Raw genomic sequence first — 21,159 nt, 5'->3', positions numbered from 1 at the left:
TGAGCGGGGCGGCCGGCCTCCGGCCGCCCCGCCGGTTTCTCCAAAGTGAACATGGGGGCGGGAATGGGCTTCTTGGACGGACTCCGGGGCGGCCGCGAGGTCGACTTCGACTCGGGCAGCGCGGCCAGCAACGCGATCGAACTGACCAAGCGGCACAACCGGGTCTCGCTCACCAAGCAGGGCGCGGCGACCGGGAACCTCCGCGTCAACCTGACCTGGCGGATGCGGACCTCCGACATCGGGGGCCCACAGCGGCAGTCACTGCTGCGGCACCCCTTCAAGGCGCTCAAGCCGCCGGAGGTCCTCGGGCACAGCCAGAGCATGGTCAACGTCGACCTCGACCTGGGGTGTCTGTACGAGCTGGCCGACGGCACGAAGGGGGTCGTCCAGCCCCTCGGCGGCCTGCTGGGTGACGTCAACGCCCCGCCGTACGTGAAGCTCAGCGGGGACGACCGGTTCGGGTCGGCGTCCGGCGAGACGATGTACGTCAACCTCGATCACCGGGACCAGATCAAGCGGCTGCTGGTCTTCGTGTACATCTACGACCAGACACCGGCGTTCGACCGTACGCACGCGATCGTGACGCTGTATCCGAGCAACGGGCCGCGTATCGAGATAGGCCTCGACGAGCGGCACCCGCAGGCCCGCTCGTGCGCGGTGGTGATGATCGAGAACATCAAGGGCGAGCTCGTCGTACGGCGTGAGGTGCAGTTCGTGTACGGCTTCCAGGGCGAGCTGGACCGGTTGTACGGGTGGGGGCTGCAGTGGGGGCGGGGCTACAAGGCGAAGGCGGACCGGTGAGAGCCGCTACCGCCCGATGAACTGCGGTCCCTGGGGTGGCAGGCGGAACTCCGCCCCGGCCGGCACCGGAGGCACCGGGGGCGGGTAGCCGTAACCCGACGCCGGCACCGGGGCTGTCGCCGGGGTCGCCTGCTGCGGGTAGCCGTAGGCCTGCTGGGTGGGGACCGAGGTGGCCGACTGGGCCGGCTGCTCCGGGGGGAGCGGGGACGACGTGGGCTCGGGCTGGGAAGGAGCCTCCGGGGAGTCGGACTCGTCCACCACGATGCCGTAGTCCGTGGCCAGGCCCTGCAGGCCCTCCACATAGCCCTCGCCCAGGGCGCGGAACTTCCAGCCCTCGCCGCGGCGGTACAGCTCGCCGCAGATCAGGGCCGTCTCCTGGCCCGTCTCCGGCTTGATGTCGAAGCGGATCAGCGGCTCGCCGTCGGCGACCGAGGCGTCGTACAGCAGGATGCGCAGGCCCTGTACGCGGGCGAACGTGGCCTCGTCGTCCACCGAGGCGACCAGGAGAATCTGGCTGACGTCGGGCTCGACACCGGCGAGATCTGTCTGGATCGTGTCGGTGGGACCCTCGGCGAGGCGTTTCTTGCCCAGGAGCCAGACCTTCCCGGAGGGGTGCCGGGGCTGGTTGTAGAAGACGAAGTCCTCGTCGGATCGCACATGACCGTCGGGGCCGAGGAGAAGCGCCGAGGCGTCGACGACCGGGACCCCCTGCCCGGGCGCCCAGCACAGTACGGCGCGTACCGTGGTGGCTTCGAGCGGGACGTTCGACCCCTTCAGCATGGCGTGCGTCATGCGGTCATCCTGCCCTCTCGGTCCTGATCACGACAACGCGGGGGTACGGGATACCGGTTCATGTCGTACCGGTGTCGACATGGCCGTGTTTGTCTGCGTTACCTGAAATTCATGCCCGGTGGGAACCTCGGACATGGGTACCTACGTACTATTACCGGCCACCTGTGAGCCCTTTACGGGTGACACAGCAACCACGGGGGAGTCATATGCGTCATTTCGGGCACATTGCCCCTGAGGTGCGTCAGCGCCTCTTCCACCAGGAGCCCTGCGAGTTCACCTCGGACTCCCCGGCCCGGCTGCTCTCCGCGGCCCTGGGCGCCACGCTCTACAGTCCGGCCACGCGGCCGCGGCTCGCCGACGACATCGTCAAGCAGACCGGACGCGGTGTGGTCTCGATGGTGCTGTGCCTGGAAGACTCCATCGGTGACGAGGACGTCGCCCAGGGTGAGGAGAACCTCGTCCGGCAGTTCACGGACCTCGCGCAGCGGCAGGTCGACCTCCCGCTGCTCTTCATCCGGGTCCGCCACCCCGAGCAGATACCCGATCTCGTACGACGGCTCGGTCCCGCGGTCCGGCTGCTGTCCGGATTCGTGCTCCCGAAGTTCACCGAGGAGCGCGGCATCCCCTTCCTGGAGGCCCTCTCCGGTGCCGAGGCCGCGAGCGGACACCGGCTGTTCGCCATGCCGGTGCTGGAGTCGCCGGAGCTGCTCTACCGGGAGACGCGCGTAGAGACCCTGGAGGGCATCGCCCGCGCGGTCGACAAGTACCGCGAGCGGGTCCTGGCACTCCGCCTCGGCGTCACCGACTTCTGCTCCTCCTACGGCCTGCGCCGCGCCCCCGACATGACCGCCTGGGACGTCCAGATCGTCGCCTCCGTGATCGCCGACGTGGTGAACATGCTGGGCCGCGCCGACGGCACCGGCTTCACCGTGACCGGGCCGGTCTGGGAGTACTTCCGGGTCCAGGAGCGCATGTTCAAGCCGCAGCTGCGCCGCAGCCCCTTCCTGGAGGGCCAGGCCGAGGAACTGCGCGAGGCCCTCATCGAGCACGCCATGGACGGCCTGCTGCGCGAGATCACCCTCGACCAGGCCAACGGACTGCTCGGCAAGACCTGCATCCACCCCTCCCACGTGCTGCCCGTGCACGCGCTGTCCGTGGTCAGCCACGAGGAGTTCAGCGATGCGCAGGACATCCTGCGCCCCGAGCGCGGCGGCGGCGGGGTGCTGAGGTCGCAGTACACCAACAAGATGAACGAAGTGAAGCCGCATCGCGCCTGGGCCGAGCGGACGCTGCTGCGCGCCGAGGTCTTCGGGGTGGCCAACGAGGACATCGGCTTCGTGGAGCTGCTCGCCGCCGGGATCTCCGGCTGAACATCCGTGGACACCAAGGGACGCATGAACAAGGCAGTGAACGACGGGACGCCGGGCGAGGTCTGGTCGGGGACGTGGGTCGCCGACCGGCTGGGCGTCGAACTCGTGGGTGACGACCGGTTGACCGACCTGCTGGGACTGGCCCTGCGCCGCAACCCCAAGCGGGCCCATCTGCTGGTCTCCAACGTGCTGGGCAAACACGTCCCGCAGTCGCCGAGCGTGGTCTACGGCCACGGATTCGCCCTCGGTCGCCGGGTACGGGAGCTGCTGGGCGACGAGGAGGCCGCGAGGGCGGTCGTCCTGGGGTACGCGGAGACCGCCACCGGCCTCGGCCACTCCGTCGCCGACGGCATCGCCCTCGCCCCCTACCTCCACTCCACCCGCCGCCCGGTCCCCGGCGTGGCCCCCGCGGGCGGCTTCGAGGAGTCCCACTCCCATGCCACGAGCCATCTCCTGCTGCCGGAGGACCCGGCCCTGCTGACCGGCGACGGCCCCTTGGTCCTCGTGGACGACGAGTTCTCCACGGGCAACACGGTCCTGAACACGATCAGGGACCTGCACGACCGGTATCCGAGGGACCGGTACGTGGTGGTCGCCCTGGTGGACATGCGGTCGGAGGCGGACGCGGGGCGGCTGTCCGCGTTCGCTGGGGAGATAGGCGCGAGGGTGGATTTGGTGGCGGCGGCCTCCGGCACCGTAAAGCTGCCGGAGGGGGTGTTGGAGAAAGGGCAGGACCTTGTAGCGAGGTTCGAGGAAACCCACTCAGGGGCGCGGGGCTGCATTGAATCTGCGGCTACCGCCGCGTGGGCGCGACCAGCCCCCACACACCCGCACCCGGCAATCAACCGCATAGACCTCTCGTGGCCCCGAGACCTCCCCGACGGCGGCCGCCACGGCTTCACCCCGGCACACCGAATACGCCTCGAATCCGAACTCCCCGCGATGGCCGCCCGCCTGGCAGAAGCCCTCCCGGGAGACGCGCACCGCGTGCACATCCTCGGCTTCGAAGAGCTGATGTACGCCCCCCTCCGACTCGCCCGCGAGCTGGAACAGGTCGCCGAAGGCGTCGAGGTGACGTTCTCCACCACGACCCGCTCCCCGGTGCTCGCCGTGGACGACCCGGGATACGCGATCCGCACCCGCCTGACCTTCCCGGCCCACGACAACCCGGCGGACGGCCCCGGCGACCGTTACGCCTACAACGTCGCCGGCGCCGGTTTCGACGCGGTCGTCGCCGTGATCGACTCCGCCGCCGACACCCCCGAACTCCACGCGCCGGACGGCCTCCTGGCCCAACTCGCCGCGCACACCCGGCAGGTCGTCCTCGCCGTCGTCCCCAGCCACACCCCCGAAAGGCCCTCCATGCTCCCTGAGCCCCTCCGCGGCCCCGCCTTCTCCTCCTACGCCCCGGAGGACGTCGGCTGGCTGCTCCAGGATCTCTCGGACGTCACGCTGGAGGCGCCGACCGAGGAGCGCGAGGAGGCCATCCAGAGCGGCGGCGCGCACTACGCGGAGTCCCTGCCGATGGAGTACCAGCCGAGCGACCAGTACCAGGAGCTGTTCCGGACGGCCCTGACGGAGTCCTCCGCGAGGCTCGCCCAGGCCGTCGGCGCGGTCACGGAGATCGTGCTCCAGGAGCGCTCGCCCCGGCCCGTCCTCGTCTCGCTCGCCCGGGCCGGCACCCCCGTGGGTGTCCTGATGCGCCGCTGGGCCCGGTTCCGCCACGGTCTCGACCTGCCGCACTACGCGGTCTCGATCGTCCGCGGCCGCGGCATCGACGCCAACGCCCTGCGCTGGCTGGCCGAACACCACGACCCCGCCGACGTCGTGTTCGTGGACGGCTGGACCGGCAAGGGCGCGATCACCCGCGAACTGACGGAAGCGGTGCGGAAGTTCGAGGCCGAGGGCGGCCCCACCGGCTTCGACCCGGAGATCGCCGTACTCGCCGACCCGGGCTCGTGCGTGCGCACGTACGGCACCCGTGAGGACTTCCTCATCCCCTCCGCCTGCCTCAACTCGACGGTCTCCGGCCTGATCTCGCGTACGGTGCTGCGCGCCGACCTGGTCGGCCCGCACGACTTCCACGGCGCGAAGTTCTACCGCGAACTCGCGGGCGCGGACGTGTCGGTGGACTTCCTGGACGCCGTCGCCGCCCGTTTCCCCGAGGTCGCGGACGCCGTTGACGCCACCGTGAAGGAACTGCTGGCCGGCGACCGCGAGCCCACCTGGGAGGGCTGGGCGGCCGTCGAACGCATCAGTGAGGAGTACGGCATCCACGACGTCAACCTCGTCAAGCCGGGTGTCGGCGAGACCACCCGGGTGCTGCTGCGCCGGGTGCCCTGGAAGATCCTGGCGCGGGCCGGCGCGGGCGCGGACCTGGACCACGTACGCCTGTTGGCCGAGCAGAGAGGTGTCCCGGTGGAAGAGGTCGCCGAACTCCCGTACACCTGCGTGGGGTTGATCCACCCGAAGTACACGCGCGGCGCCACTGGTGCCGACGGCAGGGCGGTGTCGCTCTGATGCCGGTCCAGGCCCCGGTGCTGGTCGCGAGCGACCTCGACCGTACGCTCATCTACTCCGCCGCCGCCCTCGCGCTGACCATGCCGGACGCGCGGGCGCCCCGGCTGCTCTGTGTCGAGGTGCACGAGAGCAGGCCGCTGTCGTACATGACGGAGACCGCGGCCGGACTGCTCTGCGAGCTCGGGGACGAGGCGGTCTTCGTGCCGACGACGACCCGCACCCGTAAGCAGTACCAGCGCATCAACCTCCCCGGCCCCGTGCCGAGTTACGCGATCTGCGCGAACGGCGGCCACCTGCTGGTCGACGGGGTCACCGACCTCGACTGGCACGGGAGCGTCACGGCCCGCCTCGCCGACGAGTGCGCCTCGCTGGCCGAGATCAGCGCGCACCTCCAGGCGACGGCCGACCCCCTGTGGGTGCGCAAGCACCGGATCGCCGAGGACCTCTTCGCCTACCTCGTCGTCGAGCGCGAACTGCTGCCCGAGGACTGGGTGAAGGAGCTCGCGGTGTGGGCCGAGCCCCGCGGCTGGACGGTCTCGCTCCAGGGCCGCAAGATCTACGCCGTCCCCAAGCCCCTCACCAAGAGCGCGGCCGTGCGCGAGGTGGCCCGGCGTACCGGGGCCACCCTGACGCTGGCCGCGGGCGACTCCCTGCTCGACGCCGATCTGCTGCTCGCCGCCGACCGGGGCTGGCGGCCGGGGCACGGGGAGCTGGCGGACGAGAACTGGACCGCGCCGGCGATCAGCGCGCTGCCGGAGCGAGGCGTGCTGGCGGGGGAGCGGATCCTGCGGGAGCTGCTCAGGACGGTTCGGACGCCTCAGTAGAGGAGGGCCGCCGCAGCAGTCGTACGGCGACGAACGCCACGACCGTGAGTGCGGCGGCCACGAGCACGACCTTCGAGTACGCGGACACGATGTCGGTGACCTGGGTCCAGTTGGCGCCCAGGGCGTGGCCCGCGAGGACGAACGCCGTGTTCCACAGGGCGCTGCCCAGGGTGGTCAGGGTCAGGAACACGGGCAGCGGCATGCGTTCGACGCCTGCCGGGACCGAGACGAGGCTGCGGAAGACCGGGATCATCCGGCCGAGGAACACCGCCTTGGGGCCGTGCCGCAGGAACCAGGCCTCGGTCCTCTCGATGTCCGAGACCTTCACCAGGGGCAGCCGGGCCGCGAGCGCCACCGTGCGGTCCCGGCCGAGGAGCGCGCCGATGCCGTAGAGCGCGAGGGCGCCGATCACCGAGCCCGCCGTCGTCCACAGCAGCACGGCGACCAGGCTCATCCGGCCGGTGCTCGCCGCGAAGCCCGCGAGCGGCAGGATCGCCTCGCTCGGGATGGGCGGGAAGAGGTTCTCCAGGGCGATGGCGACCCCGGCGCCGGGCGCGCCGAGGGTGTCCATGAGGCCGTTGACCCAGTCGATGGCTGACATGGGCCCACGCTAGGTGCGGGGACCTGAAGGCAGCCTGAAGAGGGTCGCGTGCTCGGTTCTCGTGCTGGGTTTCGCGTGCGGCGGTCAGCCGCAGCAGCCTCCGCCGCAGCAGCCGCCCCCACCGCCGCCGCCCGCCTGGGGTGCGGGGGCCGACGCGGACGCCGAGCCGCCCACCGCCACCGTCGACAGCAGCTTCACCGTGTCGTCGTGACCGGCGGGGCAGTCGGCGGGGGCGGAGGACTCGGCCATGGGGCGGCTGAGTTCGAAGGTGTCGCCGCAGGTCCGGCAGCGGTATTCGTAGCGAGGCATGAGGACAGGTTAACCGGCGCTCCGACAGGCATGTCCGAAATCTGATCATTGTCTGGTTAGCATGCTGGGGTTCTCTGCCGGCGATCAACTGCGGGAGGAGCCCCCTTGGCTTCACGACACGACCCCGAACTACGTGCCGCCGCACGGTACTTCGGGCGGCGCCGCTTTCTCACGGTCACCGCGGCGGCCGCCGCTCTCGCGTTCAGCACGCAGCTGCCGGCCCAGGGTGTGTCCGGCTCCGGCGAACTCGACGCGGCGAGGATCGACAGTGATCCGTTCACGCTCGGCGTCGCCTCCGGGGACCCGCTGCCCGACTCCGTGCTCCTGTGGACCCGGCTCGCCCCCGCCCCCTTCGAGCCCGACGGCGGCCTGCCCCAGCAGTACGTCGTCGTCCAGTGGGAGCTGGCCTCCGACGAGAGCTTCGGTGCTCCCGTCCGCAGCGGCACCGCCGTCGCCTACCCGGAGTACCACCACACCCTGCACGTCGACGTCGACGGCCTCGAGGCCGGCCGGGTCTACTACTACCGGTTCAAGGCCGGGACCTGGATCAGCGAGACGGGCCGTACCCGCACGGCGCCGCTCACCACCGCCGCCGCCGCGTCGCTCACCTACGCCGCCGTGTCCTGCCAGGCCTACTTCGACGGGTACTACACGGCCCACCGCCATCTCTCCCAGGACGACGTCGACGTGGTCCTCCATCTCGGCGACTACCTGTACGAGTACGCCGTCAGCTCCGTGGGCGGCCACCGCGCCTACACCGACCGGAAGCTGCCCGCCCTCTTCAACCGTGAGGCCATGACCCTGGAGGACTACCGGCTGCGGTACGCCCTCTACAAGAGCGACCCGGACCTCAGGGCGGTCCACGCGGCGCATCCCTTCGTCGTCACCTGGGACGACCACGAGACCGAGAACAACTACGCGGGCGCCATCAGCGAGAACGACGACCCGCCGGAGGAGTTCCTGTTGCGCCGTGCCGCCGCCTACCGGGCCTACTGGGAGAACCAGCCGCTGCGCGCCGCACAGTTGCCGAACGGCCCCGACGCCCAGCTCTACCGCCGGCTCCAGTGGGGCACGCTCGCCCAGTTCGACGTGCTCGACACCCGCCAGTACCGCTCCGACCAGGTGTACGCGGACACCAAGCACACCGGCGGCCCCCTGCAGGACGACCCGGCGCGCACCATGACCGGGGCGGAGCAGGAGAGCTGGCTGATCGACGGCTGGCGTGCCTCGCAGGCCCTGTGGAACGTGATGGCGCAACAGGTCTGCTTCTCCCAGCGGAAACTGGACCTGACCGCGCAGCCGCAGATGTCCATGGACGCCTGGGACGGCTACCGGGCCTCACGTCGCAGGATCCTCGACGGTGCGAAGTCGGCCGGGGCCGAGAACCTGGTGGTGATGACCGGGGACGTGCACGCCGCGTACGCCTTCGACATCAAGGACGACTTCGACGACCAGGCCTCCAGGACCCTGGGCACGGAGTTCACCGCCACGTCGGTCGCGAGCGGCCGGGACGGCGCCGAGAAACCGTCCACGTGGGACACCTACCTCAAGGCCAATCCGCATCTGAAGTTCTACAACGGGCGCCGCGGCTATGTGCGGGTCACGCTCGACCGGCAGAAGGCGCGGGCCGACTTCCGGACCGTGTCCGCCGTGACGACTCCGGGCGCGCCGATCTCGACCGCCGCGTCCTTTGTGACGGAGGCCGGCAAGCCGGGGCTCGCCCCCGCGTGAGCGGCCGCGGGGCGCCGGTACCCGGTGTGGCGCCCCGGCGGCATCCCGTGCTCCGCCGGGCGGCCCCAACTTGTCGTCCGATGCGCGGAACGAGCGGGTGACGGACATCGACTGAGCCGTTTTCGGCAAAACCTAGGGATTCGAGACCTCTTGCAACCCACCCGAGGAGACGCCTGATGGCCCACAGACACGTTTCAGCCGGCTGTGCCGCGTTGACGGTACTCGGCGCACTCGTGCTCACGGGGCTGCCCGCGGCCGCGGCCGTCGAGCCCCCCGCGCCGACGCCGGCATCTTCCGCCGCCGAGACGCTCGGCGCGGACAGCCCCGCACCCGTGGTCCTGCGGGCCATGGAGCGCGATCTGCGCCTGACCGAGGCGCAGGCCAGGACCCGCCTGGTGAACGAGGCCGAGGCGGGCACCCGGGCCGGCCGGCTCCACAACGCGCTGGGCAAGCGCTTCGCGGGAGCGTGGGTGAGCGGCGCCACCTCCGCCGACCTGACCGTCGCGAGCACCGACGTGGCGGACACCCCCGCCATCGAGGCCGTAGGAGCACGAGCGGTGGTCGTCAAGACGCCGCTGGCGGACCTGAAGACGGCCAAGACGAAGCTGGACCGATCCGTCACCGGCCAGGGCCTGGACACCCCGGTCCGGTACATCGACGTACGGACCAACCGGGTGACGGTGCAGGCGACGAGCCGCGCCGCCGCGGACACGCTCATCAAGGCCGCCGGCGTCGACAGCGCGCTCGTGGACGTCGAGGTGACGGCCGATCAGCCGCGCACGCTGTACGACATCCGGGGCGGGGACGCCTTCTACATCGACGACACGGCCCGCTGTTCCGTCGGCTTCGGCGTCACCAAGGGCGCCCAGCAGGGGTTCGCCACGGCCGGCCACTGCGGCAAGGCGGGGGCGAGGACCGACGGGTACAACCAGGTCGCCCAGGGCACCTTCCAGGCGTCCGTCTTCCCCGGGCAGGACATGGCGTGGGTGGGCGTCAACAGCGACTGGACCGCGACGCCCGCCGTCAAGGGCGAGGGCGGCCAGGACGTGCAGACCGCCGGTTCGGTGCAGGCCCTGACGGGTGCCGCGGTGTGCCGGTCCGGTTCCACCACGGGCTGGCACTGCGGCACGATCGAGCAGCACGACACGAGCGTCAACTACGCCGAGGGCACCGTCAACGGCGTGACCCGTACGACGGTGTGCGCGGAGCCGGGTGACTCCGGTGGCTCGTTCATCTCGGGGGTCCAGGCCCAGGGCGTTACCTCCGGGGGCTCCGGCGACTGCACAAGCGGTGGAACGACCTTCTACCAGCCGATCAACCCGCTGCTCAGCACCTACGGCCTCACGCTCAGCACCAGCACGAGCGGGAGCGGCACCTCCGCCCCCGAGGACGGCCAGGAGGGTGGCTGGGCCGTGGGCCGGGTGTACGAGGTCGGGGATCGGGTGACCCTCGACGGTGTCACGTACGAGTGCCTGCAGTCCCATCAGGCGCAGGCCGCGTGGCAGCCCGCCCTCGCTCCTGGGCTGTGGCAGCGCGTCTGAGCATGCGGTGACGTCGCGGCGGGGGGCAGGGTTCACGAATGCTGCCCCCGCGCCGTGCCATGACCTGGGCGGCGCCCCGTCCGTCGTCCCTCGTCTACAACTCGGCCAGCAGGGCGTACGCGGTCGGCACGAAGGCGTCGCGGACGCGGAAGCGGCGGGTGCACATGGCGGCCAACGCCGTACCGGTGTCCGGCCGGAACCCCAGGAAGGCCTGCTGGCCGAGGGTCGCCCCGCCGTGGAAGTACATCCGCCCACGCTCCGTGGGGTGCTGGAACCAGGCCACCGTGTGGACATGCCGGTGCCCGACACCGCGCCGGAGCACGGGGCGGCGCACCGCGCGCAGCGCACCGGTCAGGGGCCGGTCCGACGGGTCCAGATGGGCTTCGAGGAACGTGAGCAGGTCGTACGGGGTGGCCCGGACGGCTCCGGCCGCCTGGAAGCCGCCCACGGTCAGCGGGGGCACGGGCGTCGTACCGTCCCTGCGGTGCCCGACGGCGTCGGTGTCCGGGCCGCCGGGGACGAGGGTGGCCCCGTTCAGCCCGAGCGGGCCCAGCACCTGACCGGTGATCAGGTCGTCCCACGGGGTGGCGGTCGCCGCAGTCAGGGCGTGACCGAGGACGGCGACACCGAAGTTGGAGTAGTGCCAGCGGGTGCCGGGCCGGTGGCGGCGCCGGTGGCGCAGGAAGGCGTCCACCACGCGCTCGGCGGGATAGCGGGCGTAGGGGTTGGTACGCCACGTGGGCAGCGCCCGGACGAAGAAGTCGGCGGGCAGGGCGGGCAGCCCGGAGGTGTGGGTGATCAGGTGGGCGAGGGTGACGGGGTCCTCGCCGGGCCGCCGGGCCGGATCCAGCAGGGCGGCGGCCGGCTCGCCGGCGGACAGCACCCCCGTATGGGTCAGCTGGGCCAGCAGCAGTCCGGTGAACGTCTTGGAGGCCGATCCCATCTCGTAGCGCAGCCGATCGCGCGGCACGGGCGGGGGTGGCGCGGTGCCTCCGCTGCGCACGGTGCGGCGACCGTGCCGGGACAGGGCGAAGACGACGTCGGGCGCGTCCACGGCGTCGACGGCTGCGTCGAGCCGCCGCCGGGTCTCCTCGTCGTCGAGGGGTGCCTCCTTGGACGTCACGCCGGTGAAGTCGAGCGGGGCGCCCGGCCAGGGAACGGGACGCGTGAGGCGTGCGGCGGCCGTCATGAGGGTGTGTGGGCCAGCCGCGTCAGGGCGCGGGACATGGCCAGTACGGAGGCGAAGGCGGCGACCAGCGTCGGGTGGTAGACGACGTCGAAGACCTCGTCGGGTTCGCCCTGCGGCATCGTGCGCACGGCGGGCATCGCGCCGTCGGGCTGCTGGGCGGCGGCGAAGCCTTCCCACGCCCGCTCGTCGAACGTGGGACGCGGCAGACAGGCGTCGACGACCAGCAACTCGCCGAGCAGGTCCCAGCGTTGCAGGTCGAGCCAGTCGTCCAGCCAGACCGGCAGCCAGGTCGCGAGGTAGTCGGCGATCCCGGCCGGCAGACCGTCGGGGTTCTCACCCCAGTCGGTGAGGTGGAAGACGGTGTGGGTGATGTCGTAGGCGATGTGCCCTTCCACGGTCCAGGGTTCGGGCGACCGCCCCAGCCATGTCGCGCCGACGAGGTCGGTTTCCGGGAGCCTGGGCGGCAGACCGAAGCGGCGCCGGAAGGCGGACAGGCCCAGGCGGCGGACCGGCGACACCTCCAGGGCGGCGAAACTGTCCAGCCGGTGGTTGAGCCGGAAGGCCCGCTCGGCCTCGGGGCAGCTGTAGCCCAGCTCCTTGAACGGCAGGTACACCTCGAAGGGGACGGGCGAGAGGGGCTCGGTCTCCTGGCCGAGCACCAGCATCCGGCCGCCGTCCAGCGTGTGGCACCAGGCGTGGTCGAGCAACTGCCGTGCCAGGGTGGCCTGCCGGGACCCGGCCACGCCCTCGCGGAACAACACCTTGCAGATGAGGGCGAGTTCACCGACCGGCTTGAAGCGTTCCAGGAAGCCGACCTCCGGGTCGGCGTCCAACTCCAGCCGGAATCCCTCGCGGTGGGCGTGCAGCCACTCCAGGGCACCGAGCCCGACCTGGTGGACGAGACGCGTGTCGATCATCCTCGCACTCCCTGTCCGCCGTCCACCGCGGCCGACCCCGCTTCGTCCCCGGCCGCCTCGCGCAGCCGGTTGAGGGTCAGCACGGCGGCGAAGGCCGTCATCAGCGTCGAGTGGTAACAGTCGATGAAGGCGGGCGCTGTCGTACGGCTGCCTCGGGCGCCGACCTCCGGGACGGCGCCCGAATCGTCCTGCGCCACCGAGAGTCTCGCCCACGCCTCCTCGAACAGAGCGCGTTCCGGCGGGCCGGGCAGACTGCTCGCCACGGCCAGCAGTTCGCAGCTCAGGTCCCACTGCTCGTCCTCCAGACATGTGTCGAGCCAGGGGGCGAGCCAGTGGTGGAGATAGTCCGCGACCGGCGCGGGGACGGACTGCGGGGTCAGGCCCCAGTCGGTGAGATGGAAGATCACATGGGTGAGCGTGTAACCGGCGGCCAGCTCGAACGTCCACGGCTCGGGCAGACCGGCGAGCCAGGTGCGGCTCAGGGCCGGCGCCATGTCGTCGTGTTCCGGGATGCCGCCGCGCCGCTCGGAGTTGAGCACGCTCAGGCGCCGGTTGGGTTCCTGCTCCGTCACGCGCCAGCTGCGGGTGCGGGCCACCGTCGCGGCGGCGCGCTCGTAGCCGGCGTGGCGCAGGCCGGCCGACGCGAACGCCGCGTACACCTCCAGCGGATACGTCGCGAAGGGTTCGAGACGCTGCAACTCCACGAAGAGCGCGCCGCGCCCGGTCTGTTGCCAAGCGAACGACAGCAGGTCGGACGCCAACACATGGAGTGGGTCGGCCGGATCGGTGTGCCGTCGTACACAGACGCACACCTGGGCCAGCTCACCGAGGGGTTTCCAGGTGGTGTTCACATTGCCGTGCTCGGCGAGGGCGTCGTCGCCGAGCGTGAATCCGTCGCGGTGGGCGGACACCCAGGTCAACGCGGCCTCGCCCACATCCCGGACCTCGCGCGTCGCCCGTGCCGCGGGCGCCGTCACACCAGCACTCCGGTCCGCATCAGTTGAGCGGCCTCGACCTGCAACGCGACTCGGGCGTCCGCGCCGCCCATCTGCGCCACGAACTCCAGCCCGGTGTCCAGGCCCAGCGTCTGCGGCACATCGTCGAGGAGCACCAGCCAGCGTCCGGCACCGGCCGCCTGGAGCCAGTCGCGGCGGCGGACCGCTCGTACGAAGCCCCGGGCGACGTCGACCGGGCGGCGCCGTGCCGCACGGGCCACCGCGCAGTCCTCGCCGGGCAGCGCGAGCGGGGCGAGCACGGCGAGTTGGTGGGTCAGGAACTGCCACGGCGCGTCGTCGAGCCAGGCCGCTTCGGGCTCGCTGTCGTCGCCCGGCGTGCCGTCGAGGGACGCGTTCAGCCGCAACAGCGCCCGCCTCATGGCCCAGTGGCTCCACACCGAGGTGGGAGGGGCGTCGGCGGGGGGCGGGTAGGCGTGTACGGCTCTGCCGAACACCGTGAGATCGTCCGGATCGGGGGGCGCACAGCGCAACAGGACGCTCGGCAGGACGACATCGGCGCCCACCACCCGTACGGCGGCGAGGGACGGGTCGGCGGTCGCCCCGGAGCCCAGCCCCTTCGCGACCGTGCCTGCCAGCCGGAAGCGGTCTCCGCTCCGAAGAGCGGAGACCAGTTCCGACGTGAGGCCCTGCACCGCGCCCGCGAGGCGGGTCGAAGTGCCTGACTGCTCCATTCGGGTTCTCCCGTCAGCCCTTCTTCGGCCGTGGCGTCGGAGGCGACAGCAGGAGTTGGCTGTGCGACGACACCAGAGCGAGCGCCGCGCACTGGCGGCTGTCGCGGTAGTAGCCGTCGGCCTCGACGGGGTCGAGAGCCGCTTCGACGTCGGTGCCGGGAACCTCGGTGAGGTCCTCGAGCTGGAACTCGGTGGAAGACATACCACCATCTCCTTTGCGAGAGATATGCGGGTCTCAATCCATGTCACCGCATTTGGGCGATCTATGCAAAAAAGGGTGATTTGTCCAGTTCGTGCGAGATTCAATCTCCTGCTCGCGAGTAGTTGACGAGCAGCTCTCTAGTGCGCGCCCCCGCGCTCCTCACGGATCTGCGAGACCACGCGCGCCACCGTCTGCCGTACCGCTTCCGTCTCGGTGAGGAAGCGCCAGTAGTCGGGGTGGCGGCCCTCCAGGCCGGCGATCGCCCGGTCCAGGCGGCCCACCGAGTCGTCCAGGGGGCGCGCGTGCCGTGGGTCGGGGGTGGTGCGGCCCGTCATGGCGAGGCGCTGGGCGTCACGGATGGCGAAGCGGGTGCGGTCGATCTCCTGCTGAGGGTCCTTCTGCACGGCGTTCAGCCGGCGCAGCCGGTCACCGGCGGCGGAGACTGACTCGTCGGTGGTGTTGAGCAGGGCTCGGACCGTGGAGAGCAGGGAGGTCGCGTCCGGCCAGCGCTGGTCGTCGCGCGCCGCGCGGGCCTCGCGGAGCTTCTGCTCGGCCTGCCGGACGTTCTCCGCGGCCTGGTCCGGGACGTGCTGGAGGTCCTGCCAGCAGGCGGCGGTGAACCGGCGGCGCAGTTCGCTGAGAACCGGATCGACCTGGCCCGCGCGGGTGGTGAGGGCCTCGGCGCGGGTGCGCAGGGAGACCAGCCGGTGGTCGATCTCCGCGGCCCGCTCCGGCAGCCGCTCGGCCTCGACCCGGACCGACTCGGCCTCCCGCGCGACCCGTTCGGCACGCTCCAGGGTCTGGGGTACACCGTGCTGTCCGGCGCCTTGGTTGAGCTTGGTCAACTCCGGCCCCAGAGCGGCGAGCCGGGCTGCGAGGTCGTCTGCCTTGAGCCCCGACTCCCGTACGGCGTCCAGGGCGTTGGAGGCGGCCAGCAGTCCCTGCCGGGCCCGCTCCACGGCCGGGGCGAGGCGGGCGAGCTGGGTCTCGGCCTTGCCTAGCAGCGGGCCGAGGCTGTCACCGAAACGGTCCAGCTCGTTCTTGACGTTGCCCAGCTCGTCCTTGGCCCGGGTGAGCTCGGTACGCGCGTGTGCGGCGACCGCGGCCTCCAGGTCGTCCCGGTCGAGGTCATGGGCGTCGACGGCCTCGATGTAGTGACTGCTGGCCTCGTCGATGCGCCCGCTGATCGCCTGGAAGTCGGCGACCGCCCGCCGGGCGGCGGGGGAGTCGTCGACGGCCGTGATCGTCTCTATCGAGATCCGCAGATCCCGCTGGGCGGTGTCCAGTTCGTAGAACGCGGCCGCGGCGGCGTCCTTCGCGGCCTGCGCCTCGGCCCGCTGGCTCTCCGCGCGCCCGCCGAACCAGCGCCGGGTGCCGCCGCCGGCGAACGCGGCCGGCAGCGCGAGGGCGGCGAGCAGCGGCAGGCCGACGAGAGTGAGGGTGTCCCTGAGCGCCTGGCGGTGTGCGCGCGGCACCGACGACGACGAGTCCGGCTGCGATGGTGTCGCCGTCACATCCCTCTCCCGTGCTGTGTTCGTCCTGGCGGTGCCCGGTGTCATTCTCCCACCGGTTAGGGACGAACACACGGGCCGGTCAGTTCGCGGTTCGCACCGTGACCTTCCCGTCTCCGCTCTGGGCGGACACGAGGTGGTCGCTGGAGTCGGACCGGGGGACGGACACGTCGACCCCTCCGTCGCCGGTCTTCGTGTCCACGCGGTAGGTGGCTTTCGGCAGCTCGACGGTCACGGAGCCGTCGCCGCTGCGGGTCTCCACCCGGTCCGGTACGGCGCCGAGTTCGAGGTGGAGCGAGCCGTCCCCGGTGCGGGCGGTGACCTGGCGGGAGGTGACCTTCGCGCGCATCGATCCGTCGCCGGTGCGCAGCTCCAGCGGTCCGCTGGAGTCGGTGACCCGCGCGGAACCGTCCCCGGTGCTGATGCTCAGCGGGCGGGTGAACCCTCGGGCCCGCACACTGCCGTCGCCGTCCTCGACCCTCACGCTGATGTCCCGCGGCACCTCGATGCGGTGCTTGGCCGCGCAGTCGGCCACGACACCGCTGCACTTCATCCGCAGCACCAGCCGGTCACCCTTCATCGACCAGGTCACCTTCGGGCCCTCGCCGAAGGCGACGCTTCCCTGGAACCAGCGGGTGACCTCGACCGTGCCCGACCTGTTCGAATCGGCGGCGACGATCTCCAGCGCCGAGTCGTCGGAGTCGACGGTCAGGGTGCGGCCGTGGAGGGCGAAGGACTTGTGGTCCGGGGTCTTGTCGTCCCCGGCGGAGGCACCGCAGGCGGTGGCCCCCGCGACGACGAGCGCGACGACCCCGGCCGCGGCGGCGGCACGTGCGGGAACGGAACGGACCATGACGATCTCCCCCTGATCTAGCCCTGAGCGGGCGGTCGCGGGCACTCCGCGACCCTGCTTCGACCCTAGGGACCGGGGCCTTTGAGGGGGATCCGGGCCGCTCCCGGATCGGGGGTGGGGTTTTCCCCCGTATCGACCCTGACGTCCTCGGGCTCCCGAGTAAGGGTTTGCAGGACAGGGCCTTGGGCAAGGTAGGCTGTCGACTCGTCTCGGGTGCGTAGCTCAGGGGTAGAGCGCCTGCCTTACAAGCAGGATGTCGGCGGTTCGAAACCGTCCGCGCCCACCTCACGGAAGGACCCCGGCCGATCGCGGCCGGGGTCCTTCGTCGTTCCTTGCCGTGCCTTGGGCATGCCCGGGCCGTTCAGCCCGCTTCCTGCCCGCGCGACGCGTGCTTCAGCCCGGTGCGGGCGTCCACGCGGTCCGGGGTCTCCACTTCCGTCCAGAAGCGGTGGGTGGTGACGAAGACCGCGAGCTCGTGTTCGCGCTGCCGGAGCTTCTCCACCTCGGCCTGTTCGTCGGGGGTCCAGCCGGGGGAGGCGGGACGCTCCACCTTCCGCCAGCCGTTGTGGTCGCTGAAGCCGTCCAGAGGCGCGACCGACCAGGGGAGCCGCTTGAGCAGGGCCGACAGCTCGGCCCGGACCTGATGCAGCTCCTCCTGACCGGCGAGGAGGTCGCTAGGAAAGTCATAGGTCTTAGCCACGGCACAATGCTACGCCTGTTCGATTTTGGGTTGCGAGTCGCTTCCGGAGGTTCATGCGAACGGGCGGCCGGTCGACGGTCCAGGAGCAGGGCGGGCGGGCAGCGTCCGCCCCAGCCGGGCCAGCGGCGACAGGGCCATCACCACCGGGGACAGCAGCATGCCCGCGGCCGTCACAAGGAGGCTGGTGCGCAGCCCCCACTCCTGCGCGAGGAATCCGCCGAGCAGGGAGCCGAGCGGGGTCAGGCCCATGCCGACGAACGTGATCGTGGCGGCCGCACGGCCCTGCATCCCGTCCGGGGTGACCGCCTGCCGGACGGCCATGACCGTGACGTTCACCAACTGGCCCCCCGCCCCGAACACGAAGCCGACCGCGAGGAGCGCGGCGACCGTCACCGCGGAGGAGCCGTGCAGCGCGGGCACCCACAGGAACGCGCCGTCGCCGACGGCCGCCGCGGACAGGAGTACGGCGCCGTACCCGAACCTGCCCGGTAGCCGGGCGGCCAGCTCGGAGCCCAGGAGCGCGCCCGGCCCCGTCGCCGCGAGCGACAGTCCCACCTCGCTGCCCGACAGGTGCAACTCCCTTGGCAGGAAGAGCAGATAGACGGTCATCAGCGCGGCGAAGGAGAACTGGAAGGCGGCCGAGGCCAGGCACACGGTCCGCAGCGAGGTGTCGCCGACGACGAAACGGAGGCCCTCATGAATCCGCCGCCCGATGCGAGGGGGACGTTCGGAGCGCTCCGGGACCGACTCGATCCGCCGGATCCGCCGGATCGACAGGAACGACAGCGCGAAGAACAGCGCACCGCAGGCGGCAGCGAAGGGCGCCGACAGGAGTGAGACCAACGCGCCGCCGAGGGCCGGGCCGCCGATCTGCGCCGCGGACCGGCTGCCCTCGAGCGCGCTGTTGCCCCGCACCAGCTGATCCCGTCGTACCAGCCGCACGAGCGAGGACTGGTAGGCGACGTCGAAGAACACGGACAGGGCCCCGACCGCGAAGACGACCACGAACAGCGCGGGCAGGCCGAGCAGGCCGAGGAGCCCGGCGAGGGCGGCGGCGCCCAGGGCCAGGGTGCGCCCGGCGTCCGACAGGACCATCACCGTGCGGGTCCGCCATCGGTCCACCCACGCGCCCACGAGGAGCGAGAGCAACAGGATCGGCGCCTGCCCCACGGCGCGCAGGACGCCCAACTGGCCGGCATCGGCGTCGAGGGTCAGGACGGCGAACAGCGGCAACACCAACAGGCTGGTGTGCTCGCCGAGTTGAGAGGAAGTCTGGCCCAGCCAGAGGCTACGGAAGTCGCGGTCCCGCCAGAGGCTCGACGGGGCGGGGCGACCGGAATCGGACACGGCGGAGGAAGGGGACGGCACAAGGATCCTCGGATCGAAGGCTTGCTGTGCCACACCGTGAAGGGCAGCACGCGATGACGGGCCGAACGGCCCACGACGTCAACGCGTGCTCGGGAAACCGGGCATGTCCTCGCCCCTCCTCGGTGACTCGCCGGCCCCGAACATTAGCCGGGCGAGGCGGGGTAATGGAAGGTCGATCAGCCTGGTGAGAAGGAGCCGAGGATGACCGACGACGCCTACCTGTTCCTGCTCGACGACGCGTCCGCGCAGCTCGGCGTGGCCCCCGCCGCCGTCGGTGGGCTCGCGTGCATGGAGACCCCCGCGGTGCGCGCGTGGCTGGACGCCCAGGGATCCACGCCTACCTCCCCGCACCTGCGGCTGCTGCCGCCGGAGGAGACCGCCGCCGTGCCCGAGGGGGCCGAACGGCTGCCCGTGCCGCTGAGCGACGAGGAACTGAGCCGGGTCCGCCACCACCTGGCACCGCAGTCGCTCGCCGGGGTCGAGGAGGAACTGCTCGCCTACCGCGACCGCGCCGACGGCCTGGACGCACTGATCGGCCGCGCGCTGGCCGCCGGTGTGCCACCGCACCGCATCGTAGAACTGACCGGCGTGGACCCCGCGACGGTCACCGCCGCCGCGCAGGGCTGACCGCGGGACCGCGGGATCGCCTCCCGGCCTCACTCACCCGGGCCGGGGTCCGGGTGCACGGCCGACTCGATGCCGGCGCGGGCCGCTTCCAGCTGGGCGGCGAAGGCGATGCCGAGGAACAGCGCGACAGCGGTGAGGTTCGCCCACAGCAGCAGGGCGATGAAGGCCGTGAGCGGCCCGTACACGGCGCCGAAGGCACCGCTCTCCTCGACGTACAGCGCGAGCAGCCGGGTGGCCGACACCCACAGCAGCAGATGCACGGCGGAGCCGAAGGCCAGCCAGGTGTAGCCGGGCTGCACCCGGCGCGGCGACCAGCGGAAGATCACCGCGGAGGCCACCCAGGCCAGCACGAGCCCCACCGGCAGGTCCAGCACACCCCACCAGCGCGGCCCGCCGCCCTCCCGCCCCGCGGACTCGGCCACCGCGTCGCCCACCGCCTCTCCGGCCACGAGCACGACGAAGCCCAGCACCAGGGGCAGACCGGCGGCGAGCGCGAGCACGATCCCGCGCGCGTACTTGCGCGGGAAGGGACGGTCGCGCTCGATGCCGTAGATCCGGTTCGCGCCGCGTTCGATCTGGCCCATGGCCGAGGCGAGGGTCAAAAGGGCGAAGCCCAGGCCGAGCCACAGGGCGAGCGTGCTCCAGACACTCCCGTGGGCGGTGCGCCGCGTCCCGTCGAAGGCGTCCTTCACGACGTCGGCGCTCGCGCCGGGCACGATCCGGCCGAGCGTGAGCTCGATGATCCGGCCCACGCCCTCCGTGTGCACCGACGTGGCCAGGCCGACCAGCGCCACGGTGCACGGGACCAGACCGAGCACCACCTGGAAGGCGAGGGCCCGGGCGTTGGTGAAGCCGTCGGCGTAACGGAACCGCGCGACGGAGTCGGTCAGCAGCCGCAGACCGCCGTAGTGACGCAGGGCGGTGAACGCCTCGTCTCCGGAGAGCTCGTCCCCGATCATGTCCCGGGTCTGCGGGACGCGGACGGCGGTACCCATGGCGTGGACGCTCCTTGTTCGTACGGCAGGTCCCTGTGCGGTTGCCCCGAGAACCGGGTTGTCAGCGGCGTCCGCCGAACTCCCACTCGTGGACCTCCACCGCGGCGTACCGGTCCGCGGTCAGCACGGCCCGCGCCCGGTCCGGACCCGGGGCGCGGACCAGGGCCGCCGTGCCCAGCCAGGTGGTGGCGTCGTCCGAGAGCAGGGGGCCGTACGCGATCAGGTCGTCCCTCTCGGGCGGTACGGCGAGGTCGACGGCCTCTCCCGTGCCGAGCCCCAGCACCAGATACCGGTCACCGCCGGTCCGGCCGCCGGGGAAGTCCCACATGGTGCGGCCCAGCAGATTGCGCCAACGACGGAGCAGCACGTCCCGGTACGCGCCCGCCTGGTAGTTGGGCTCATCGAACGCGAACGCGCGGGCGGCCGCCGGATCGGGCAGGTCGACGATGTGCACACTTCCGGTGAGCCTATCGCCGCCGTCGGCGAACGTCGGCCCACGGGCGATCAGTTCGGCCTCGTACCGGTCCATGTAGGACCAGTGCGCTTGCGTCAGCTCCTCACGCAGGGACAGGGAACCGGGCCGGTCACGGTGGTAGCAGAAGAACTCCATGCCCCAGAGCC

The 21,159-nt window shown here is 71.7% G+C and carries 21 protein-coding genes and 1 tRNA gene; 8 read left to right on the top strand and 14 right to left on the bottom strand.

Features of this window, described 5'->3' with window-relative positions; translation table 11 throughout:
* Window positions 1-63: 63 nt before the first annotated feature.
* Window positions 64-801, top strand: coding sequence for a Tellurium resistance (locus tag ABZT93_RS15000; RefSeq protein WP_356103952.1), 738 nt, complete (start codon window positions 64-66; stop codon window positions 799-801).
* Window positions 802-807: 6 nt separating this feature from the next.
* On the opposite strand, the gene ABZT93_RS14995 is transcribed toward ABZT93_RS15000, so the two are convergent.
* Window positions 808-1,593, bottom strand: a complete 786-nt coding sequence (locus ABZT93_RS14995) for a TerD family protein (protein ID WP_356103950.1) — start codon at window positions 1,591-1,593, stop codon at window positions 808-810.
* A 206-nt stretch (window positions 1,594-1,799) separates the two neighbouring features.
* Here ABZT93_RS14995 and ABZT93_RS14990 point away from each other — a divergent pair, with 206 nt between their 5' ends.
* Genes ABZT93_RS14990 through ABZT93_RS14980 form a run of 3 tightly spaced genes read left to right on the top strand, consistent with a single transcriptional unit; the run spans window position 1,800 to window position 6,307 of the window.
* Window positions 1,800-2,963 (top strand): HpcH/HpaI aldolase/citrate lyase family protein, encoded by a 1,164-nt coding sequence (locus tag ABZT93_RS14990; protein WP_356103947.1) that lies wholly within the window; start codon window positions 1,800-1,802, stop codon window positions 2,961-2,963.
* A gap of 24 nt (window positions 2,964-2,987) precedes the next feature.
* Window positions 2,988-5,483, top strand: coding sequence for a phosphoribosyltransferase (locus tag ABZT93_RS14985; protein ID WP_356103945.1), 2,496 nt, complete (start codon window positions 2,988-2,990; stop codon window positions 5,481-5,483).
* Window positions 5,483-6,307: an HAD family hydrolase gene (locus ABZT93_RS14980; RefSeq protein WP_356103943.1), complete on the top strand. Its 825-nt coding sequence runs from the start codon at window positions 5,483-5,485 to the stop codon at window positions 6,305-6,307. The genes ABZT93_RS14985 and ABZT93_RS14980 overlap by 1 nt, the downstream gene beginning before the upstream one ends.
* Here the strand turns inward: ABZT93_RS14980 and ABZT93_RS14975 are convergent.
* Both ABZT93_RS14975 and ABZT93_RS14970 read right to left on the bottom strand, forming a co-directional pair.
* Complete coding sequence (locus tag ABZT93_RS14975; RefSeq protein ID WP_356103941.1) at window positions 6,282-6,908, bottom strand: DedA family protein; 627 nt, start codon at window positions 6,906-6,908, stop codon at window positions 6,282-6,284. The two genes, ABZT93_RS14980 and ABZT93_RS14975, sit on opposite strands and share 26 nt — an antisense overlap.
* A gap of 84 nt (window positions 6,909-6,992) precedes the next feature.
* Complete coding sequence (locus ABZT93_RS14970; RefSeq protein ID WP_053850450.1) at window positions 6,993-7,217, bottom strand: zinc ribbon domain-containing protein; 225 nt, start codon at window positions 7,215-7,217, stop codon at window positions 6,993-6,995.
* 105 nt (window positions 7,218-7,322) lie between these two features.
* Here ABZT93_RS14970 and ABZT93_RS14965 point away from each other — a divergent pair, with 105 nt between their 5' ends.
* A complete protein-coding gene (locus tag ABZT93_RS14965; protein WP_356103938.1) occupies window positions 7,323-8,948 on the top strand; it encodes an alkaline phosphatase D family protein in 1,626 nt (541 codons plus the stop codon).
* A gap of 176 nt (window positions 8,949-9,124) precedes the next feature.
* On the top strand, window positions 9,125-10,489 hold the full coding sequence (locus ABZT93_RS14960) for a carbohydrate-binding protein (RefSeq protein ID WP_356103936.1): 1,365 nt from the start codon (window positions 9,125-9,127) through the stop codon (window positions 10,487-10,489).
* Window positions 10,490-10,583: 94 nt separating this feature from the next.
* On the opposite strand, the gene ABZT93_RS14955 is transcribed toward ABZT93_RS14960, so the two are convergent.
* The 7 genes from ABZT93_RS14955 to ABZT93_RS14925 form a co-directional block, all read right to left on the bottom strand.
* A complete protein-coding gene (locus ABZT93_RS14955) occupies window positions 10,584-11,678 on the bottom strand; it encodes a serine hydrolase domain-containing protein (RefSeq protein ID WP_356103934.1) in 1,095 nt (364 codons plus the stop codon).
* Complete coding sequence (locus ABZT93_RS14950; protein ID WP_356103931.1) at window positions 11,675-12,595, bottom strand: hypothetical protein; 921 nt, start codon at window positions 12,593-12,595, stop codon at window positions 11,675-11,677. Before ABZT93_RS14950 ends, ABZT93_RS14955 begins: the two co-directional genes overlap by 4 nt.
* Window positions 12,592-13,572, bottom strand: coding sequence for a hypothetical protein (locus ABZT93_RS14945; protein ID WP_356103929.1), 981 nt, complete (start codon window positions 13,570-13,572; stop codon window positions 12,592-12,594). Before ABZT93_RS14945 ends, ABZT93_RS14950 begins: the two co-directional genes overlap by 4 nt.
* Window positions 13,569-14,282: a hypothetical protein gene (locus tag ABZT93_RS14940; RefSeq protein WP_356103926.1), complete on the bottom strand. Its 714-nt coding sequence runs from the start codon at window positions 14,280-14,282 to the stop codon at window positions 13,569-13,571. Before ABZT93_RS14940 ends, ABZT93_RS14945 begins: the two co-directional genes overlap by 4 nt.
* A gap of 13 nt (window positions 14,283-14,295) precedes the next feature.
* Window positions 14,296-14,484: a hypothetical protein gene (locus ABZT93_RS14935; RefSeq protein ID WP_356015576.1), complete on the bottom strand. Its 189-nt coding sequence runs from the start codon at window positions 14,482-14,484 to the stop codon at window positions 14,296-14,298.
* A 137-nt stretch (window positions 14,485-14,621) separates the two neighbouring features.
* Window positions 14,622-15,998 carry a hypothetical protein gene (locus tag ABZT93_RS14930; protein ID WP_356103924.1) on the bottom strand — a complete coding sequence of 459 codons (1,377 nt, stop codon included), beginning with the start codon at window positions 15,996-15,998 and terminating at the stop codon, window positions 14,622-14,624.
* Between the two features lie 79 nt (window positions 15,999-16,077).
* Window positions 16,078-16,848 (bottom strand): DUF4097 family beta strand repeat-containing protein, encoded by a 771-nt coding sequence (locus ABZT93_RS14925; protein ID WP_356103921.1) that lies wholly within the window; start codon window positions 16,846-16,848, stop codon window positions 16,078-16,080.
* Between the two features lie 211 nt (window positions 16,849-17,059).
* On the opposite strand from ABZT93_RS14925, the gene ABZT93_RS14920 reads away from it, so the two are divergent.
* A tRNA-Val gene (locus ABZT93_RS14920) sits at window positions 17,060-17,131 on the top strand.
* A 78-nt stretch (window positions 17,132-17,209) separates the two neighbouring features.
* Here the strand turns inward: ABZT93_RS14920 and ABZT93_RS14915 are convergent.
* Both ABZT93_RS14915 and ABZT93_RS14910 read right to left on the bottom strand, forming a co-directional pair.
* Complete coding sequence (locus ABZT93_RS14915; protein ID WP_356103918.1) at window positions 17,210-17,548, bottom strand: hypothetical protein; 339 nt, start codon at window positions 17,546-17,548, stop codon at window positions 17,210-17,212.
* 51 nt (window positions 17,549-17,599) lie between these two features.
* A complete protein-coding gene (locus ABZT93_RS14910; protein WP_356103916.1) occupies window positions 17,600-18,916 on the bottom strand; it encodes an MFS transporter in 1,317 nt (438 codons plus the stop codon).
* Between the two features lie 201 nt (window positions 18,917-19,117).
* Here ABZT93_RS14910 and ABZT93_RS14905 point away from each other — a divergent pair, with 201 nt between their 5' ends.
* Complete coding sequence (locus tag ABZT93_RS14905) at window positions 19,118-19,543, top strand: DUF6003 family protein (protein ID WP_356103914.1); 426 nt, start codon at window positions 19,118-19,120, stop codon at window positions 19,541-19,543.
* A 29-nt stretch (window positions 19,544-19,572) separates the two neighbouring features.
* Here ABZT93_RS14905 and ABZT93_RS14900 read toward each other — a convergent pair whose 3' ends face one another.
* Window positions 19,573-20,538 carry a YihY/virulence factor BrkB family protein gene (locus ABZT93_RS14900; protein WP_356103912.1) on the bottom strand — a complete coding sequence of 322 codons (966 nt, stop codon included), beginning with the start codon at window positions 20,536-20,538 and terminating at the stop codon, window positions 19,573-19,575.
* A gap of 61 nt (window positions 20,539-20,599) precedes the next feature.
* Window positions 20,600-21,148 (bottom strand): YciI family protein, encoded by a 549-nt coding sequence (locus ABZT93_RS14895; protein ID WP_356103909.1) that lies wholly within the window; start codon window positions 21,146-21,148, stop codon window positions 20,600-20,602.
* Window positions 21,149-21,159: the final 11 nt, after the last annotated feature.

The sequence above is a fragment of the Streptomyces sp. NPDC005303 genome (assembly GCF_040607335.1).
Taxonomy (GTDB): domain Bacteria; phylum Actinomycetota; class Actinomycetes; order Streptomycetales; family Streptomycetaceae; genus Streptomyces.
This window is presented reverse-complemented; position numbering and strand designations above follow the sequence as displayed.

Excerpts from the sequence above, each read along its gene's own strand:
- ABZT93_RS15000 (WP_356103952.1), top strand. The coding sequence starts at position 64 with ATGGGCTTCTTGGACGGACTCCGGGGCGGCCGCGAGGTCGACTTCGAC.
- ABZT93_RS14995 (WP_356103950.1), bottom strand. The coding sequence starts at position 1,593 with ATGACGCACGCCATGCTGAAGGGGTCGAACGTCCCGCTCGAAGCCACC.
- ABZT93_RS14990 (WP_356103947.1), top strand. The coding sequence starts at position 1,800 with ATGCGTCATTTCGGGCACATTGCCCCTGAGGTGCGTCAGCGCCTCTTC.
- ABZT93_RS14985 (WP_356103945.1), top strand. The coding sequence starts at position 2,988 with ATGAACAAGGCAGTGAACGACGGGACGCCGGGCGAGGTCTGGTCGGGG.
- ABZT93_RS14980 (WP_356103943.1), top strand. The coding sequence starts at position 5,483 with ATGCCGGTCCAGGCCCCGGTGCTGGTCGCGAGCGACCTCGACCGTACG.
- ABZT93_RS14975 (WP_356103941.1), bottom strand. The coding sequence starts at position 6,908 with ATGTCAGCCATCGACTGGGTCAACGGCCTCATGGACACCCTCGGCGCG.
- ABZT93_RS14970 (WP_053850450.1), bottom strand. The coding sequence starts at position 7,217 with ATGCCTCGCTACGAATACCGCTGCCGGACCTGCGGCGACACCTTCGAA.
- ABZT93_RS14960 (WP_356103936.1), top strand. The coding sequence starts at position 9,125 with ATGGCCCACAGACACGTTTCAGCCGGCTGTGCCGCGTTGACGGTACTC.
- ABZT93_RS14955 (WP_356103934.1), bottom strand. The coding sequence starts at position 11,678 with ATGACGGCCGCCGCACGCCTCACGCGTCCCGTTCCCTGGCCGGGCGCC.
- ABZT93_RS14950 (WP_356103931.1), bottom strand. The coding sequence starts at position 12,595 with ATGATCGACACGCGTCTCGTCCACCAGGTCGGGCTCGGTGCCCTGGAG.
- ABZT93_RS14940 (WP_356103926.1), bottom strand. The coding sequence starts at position 14,282 with ATGGAGCAGTCAGGCACTTCGACCCGCCTCGCGGGCGCGGTGCAGGGC.
- ABZT93_RS14935 (WP_356015576.1), bottom strand. The coding sequence starts at position 14,484 with ATGTCTTCCACCGAGTTCCAGCTCGAGGACCTCACCGAGGTTCCCGGC.
- ABZT93_RS14925 (WP_356103921.1), bottom strand. The coding sequence starts at position 16,848 with ATGGTCCGTTCCGTTCCCGCACGTGCCGCCGCCGCGGCCGGGGTCGTC.
- ABZT93_RS14905 (WP_356103914.1), top strand. The coding sequence starts at position 19,118 with ATGACCGACGACGCCTACCTGTTCCTGCTCGACGACGCGTCCGCGCAG.
- ABZT93_RS14900 (WP_356103912.1), bottom strand. The coding sequence starts at position 20,538 with ATGGGTACCGCCGTCCGCGTCCCGCAGACCCGGGACATGATCGGGGAC.
- ABZT93_RS14895 (WP_356103909.1), bottom strand. The coding sequence starts at position 21,148 with ATGGAGTTCTTCTGCTACCACCGTGACCGGCCCGGTTCCCTGTCCCTG.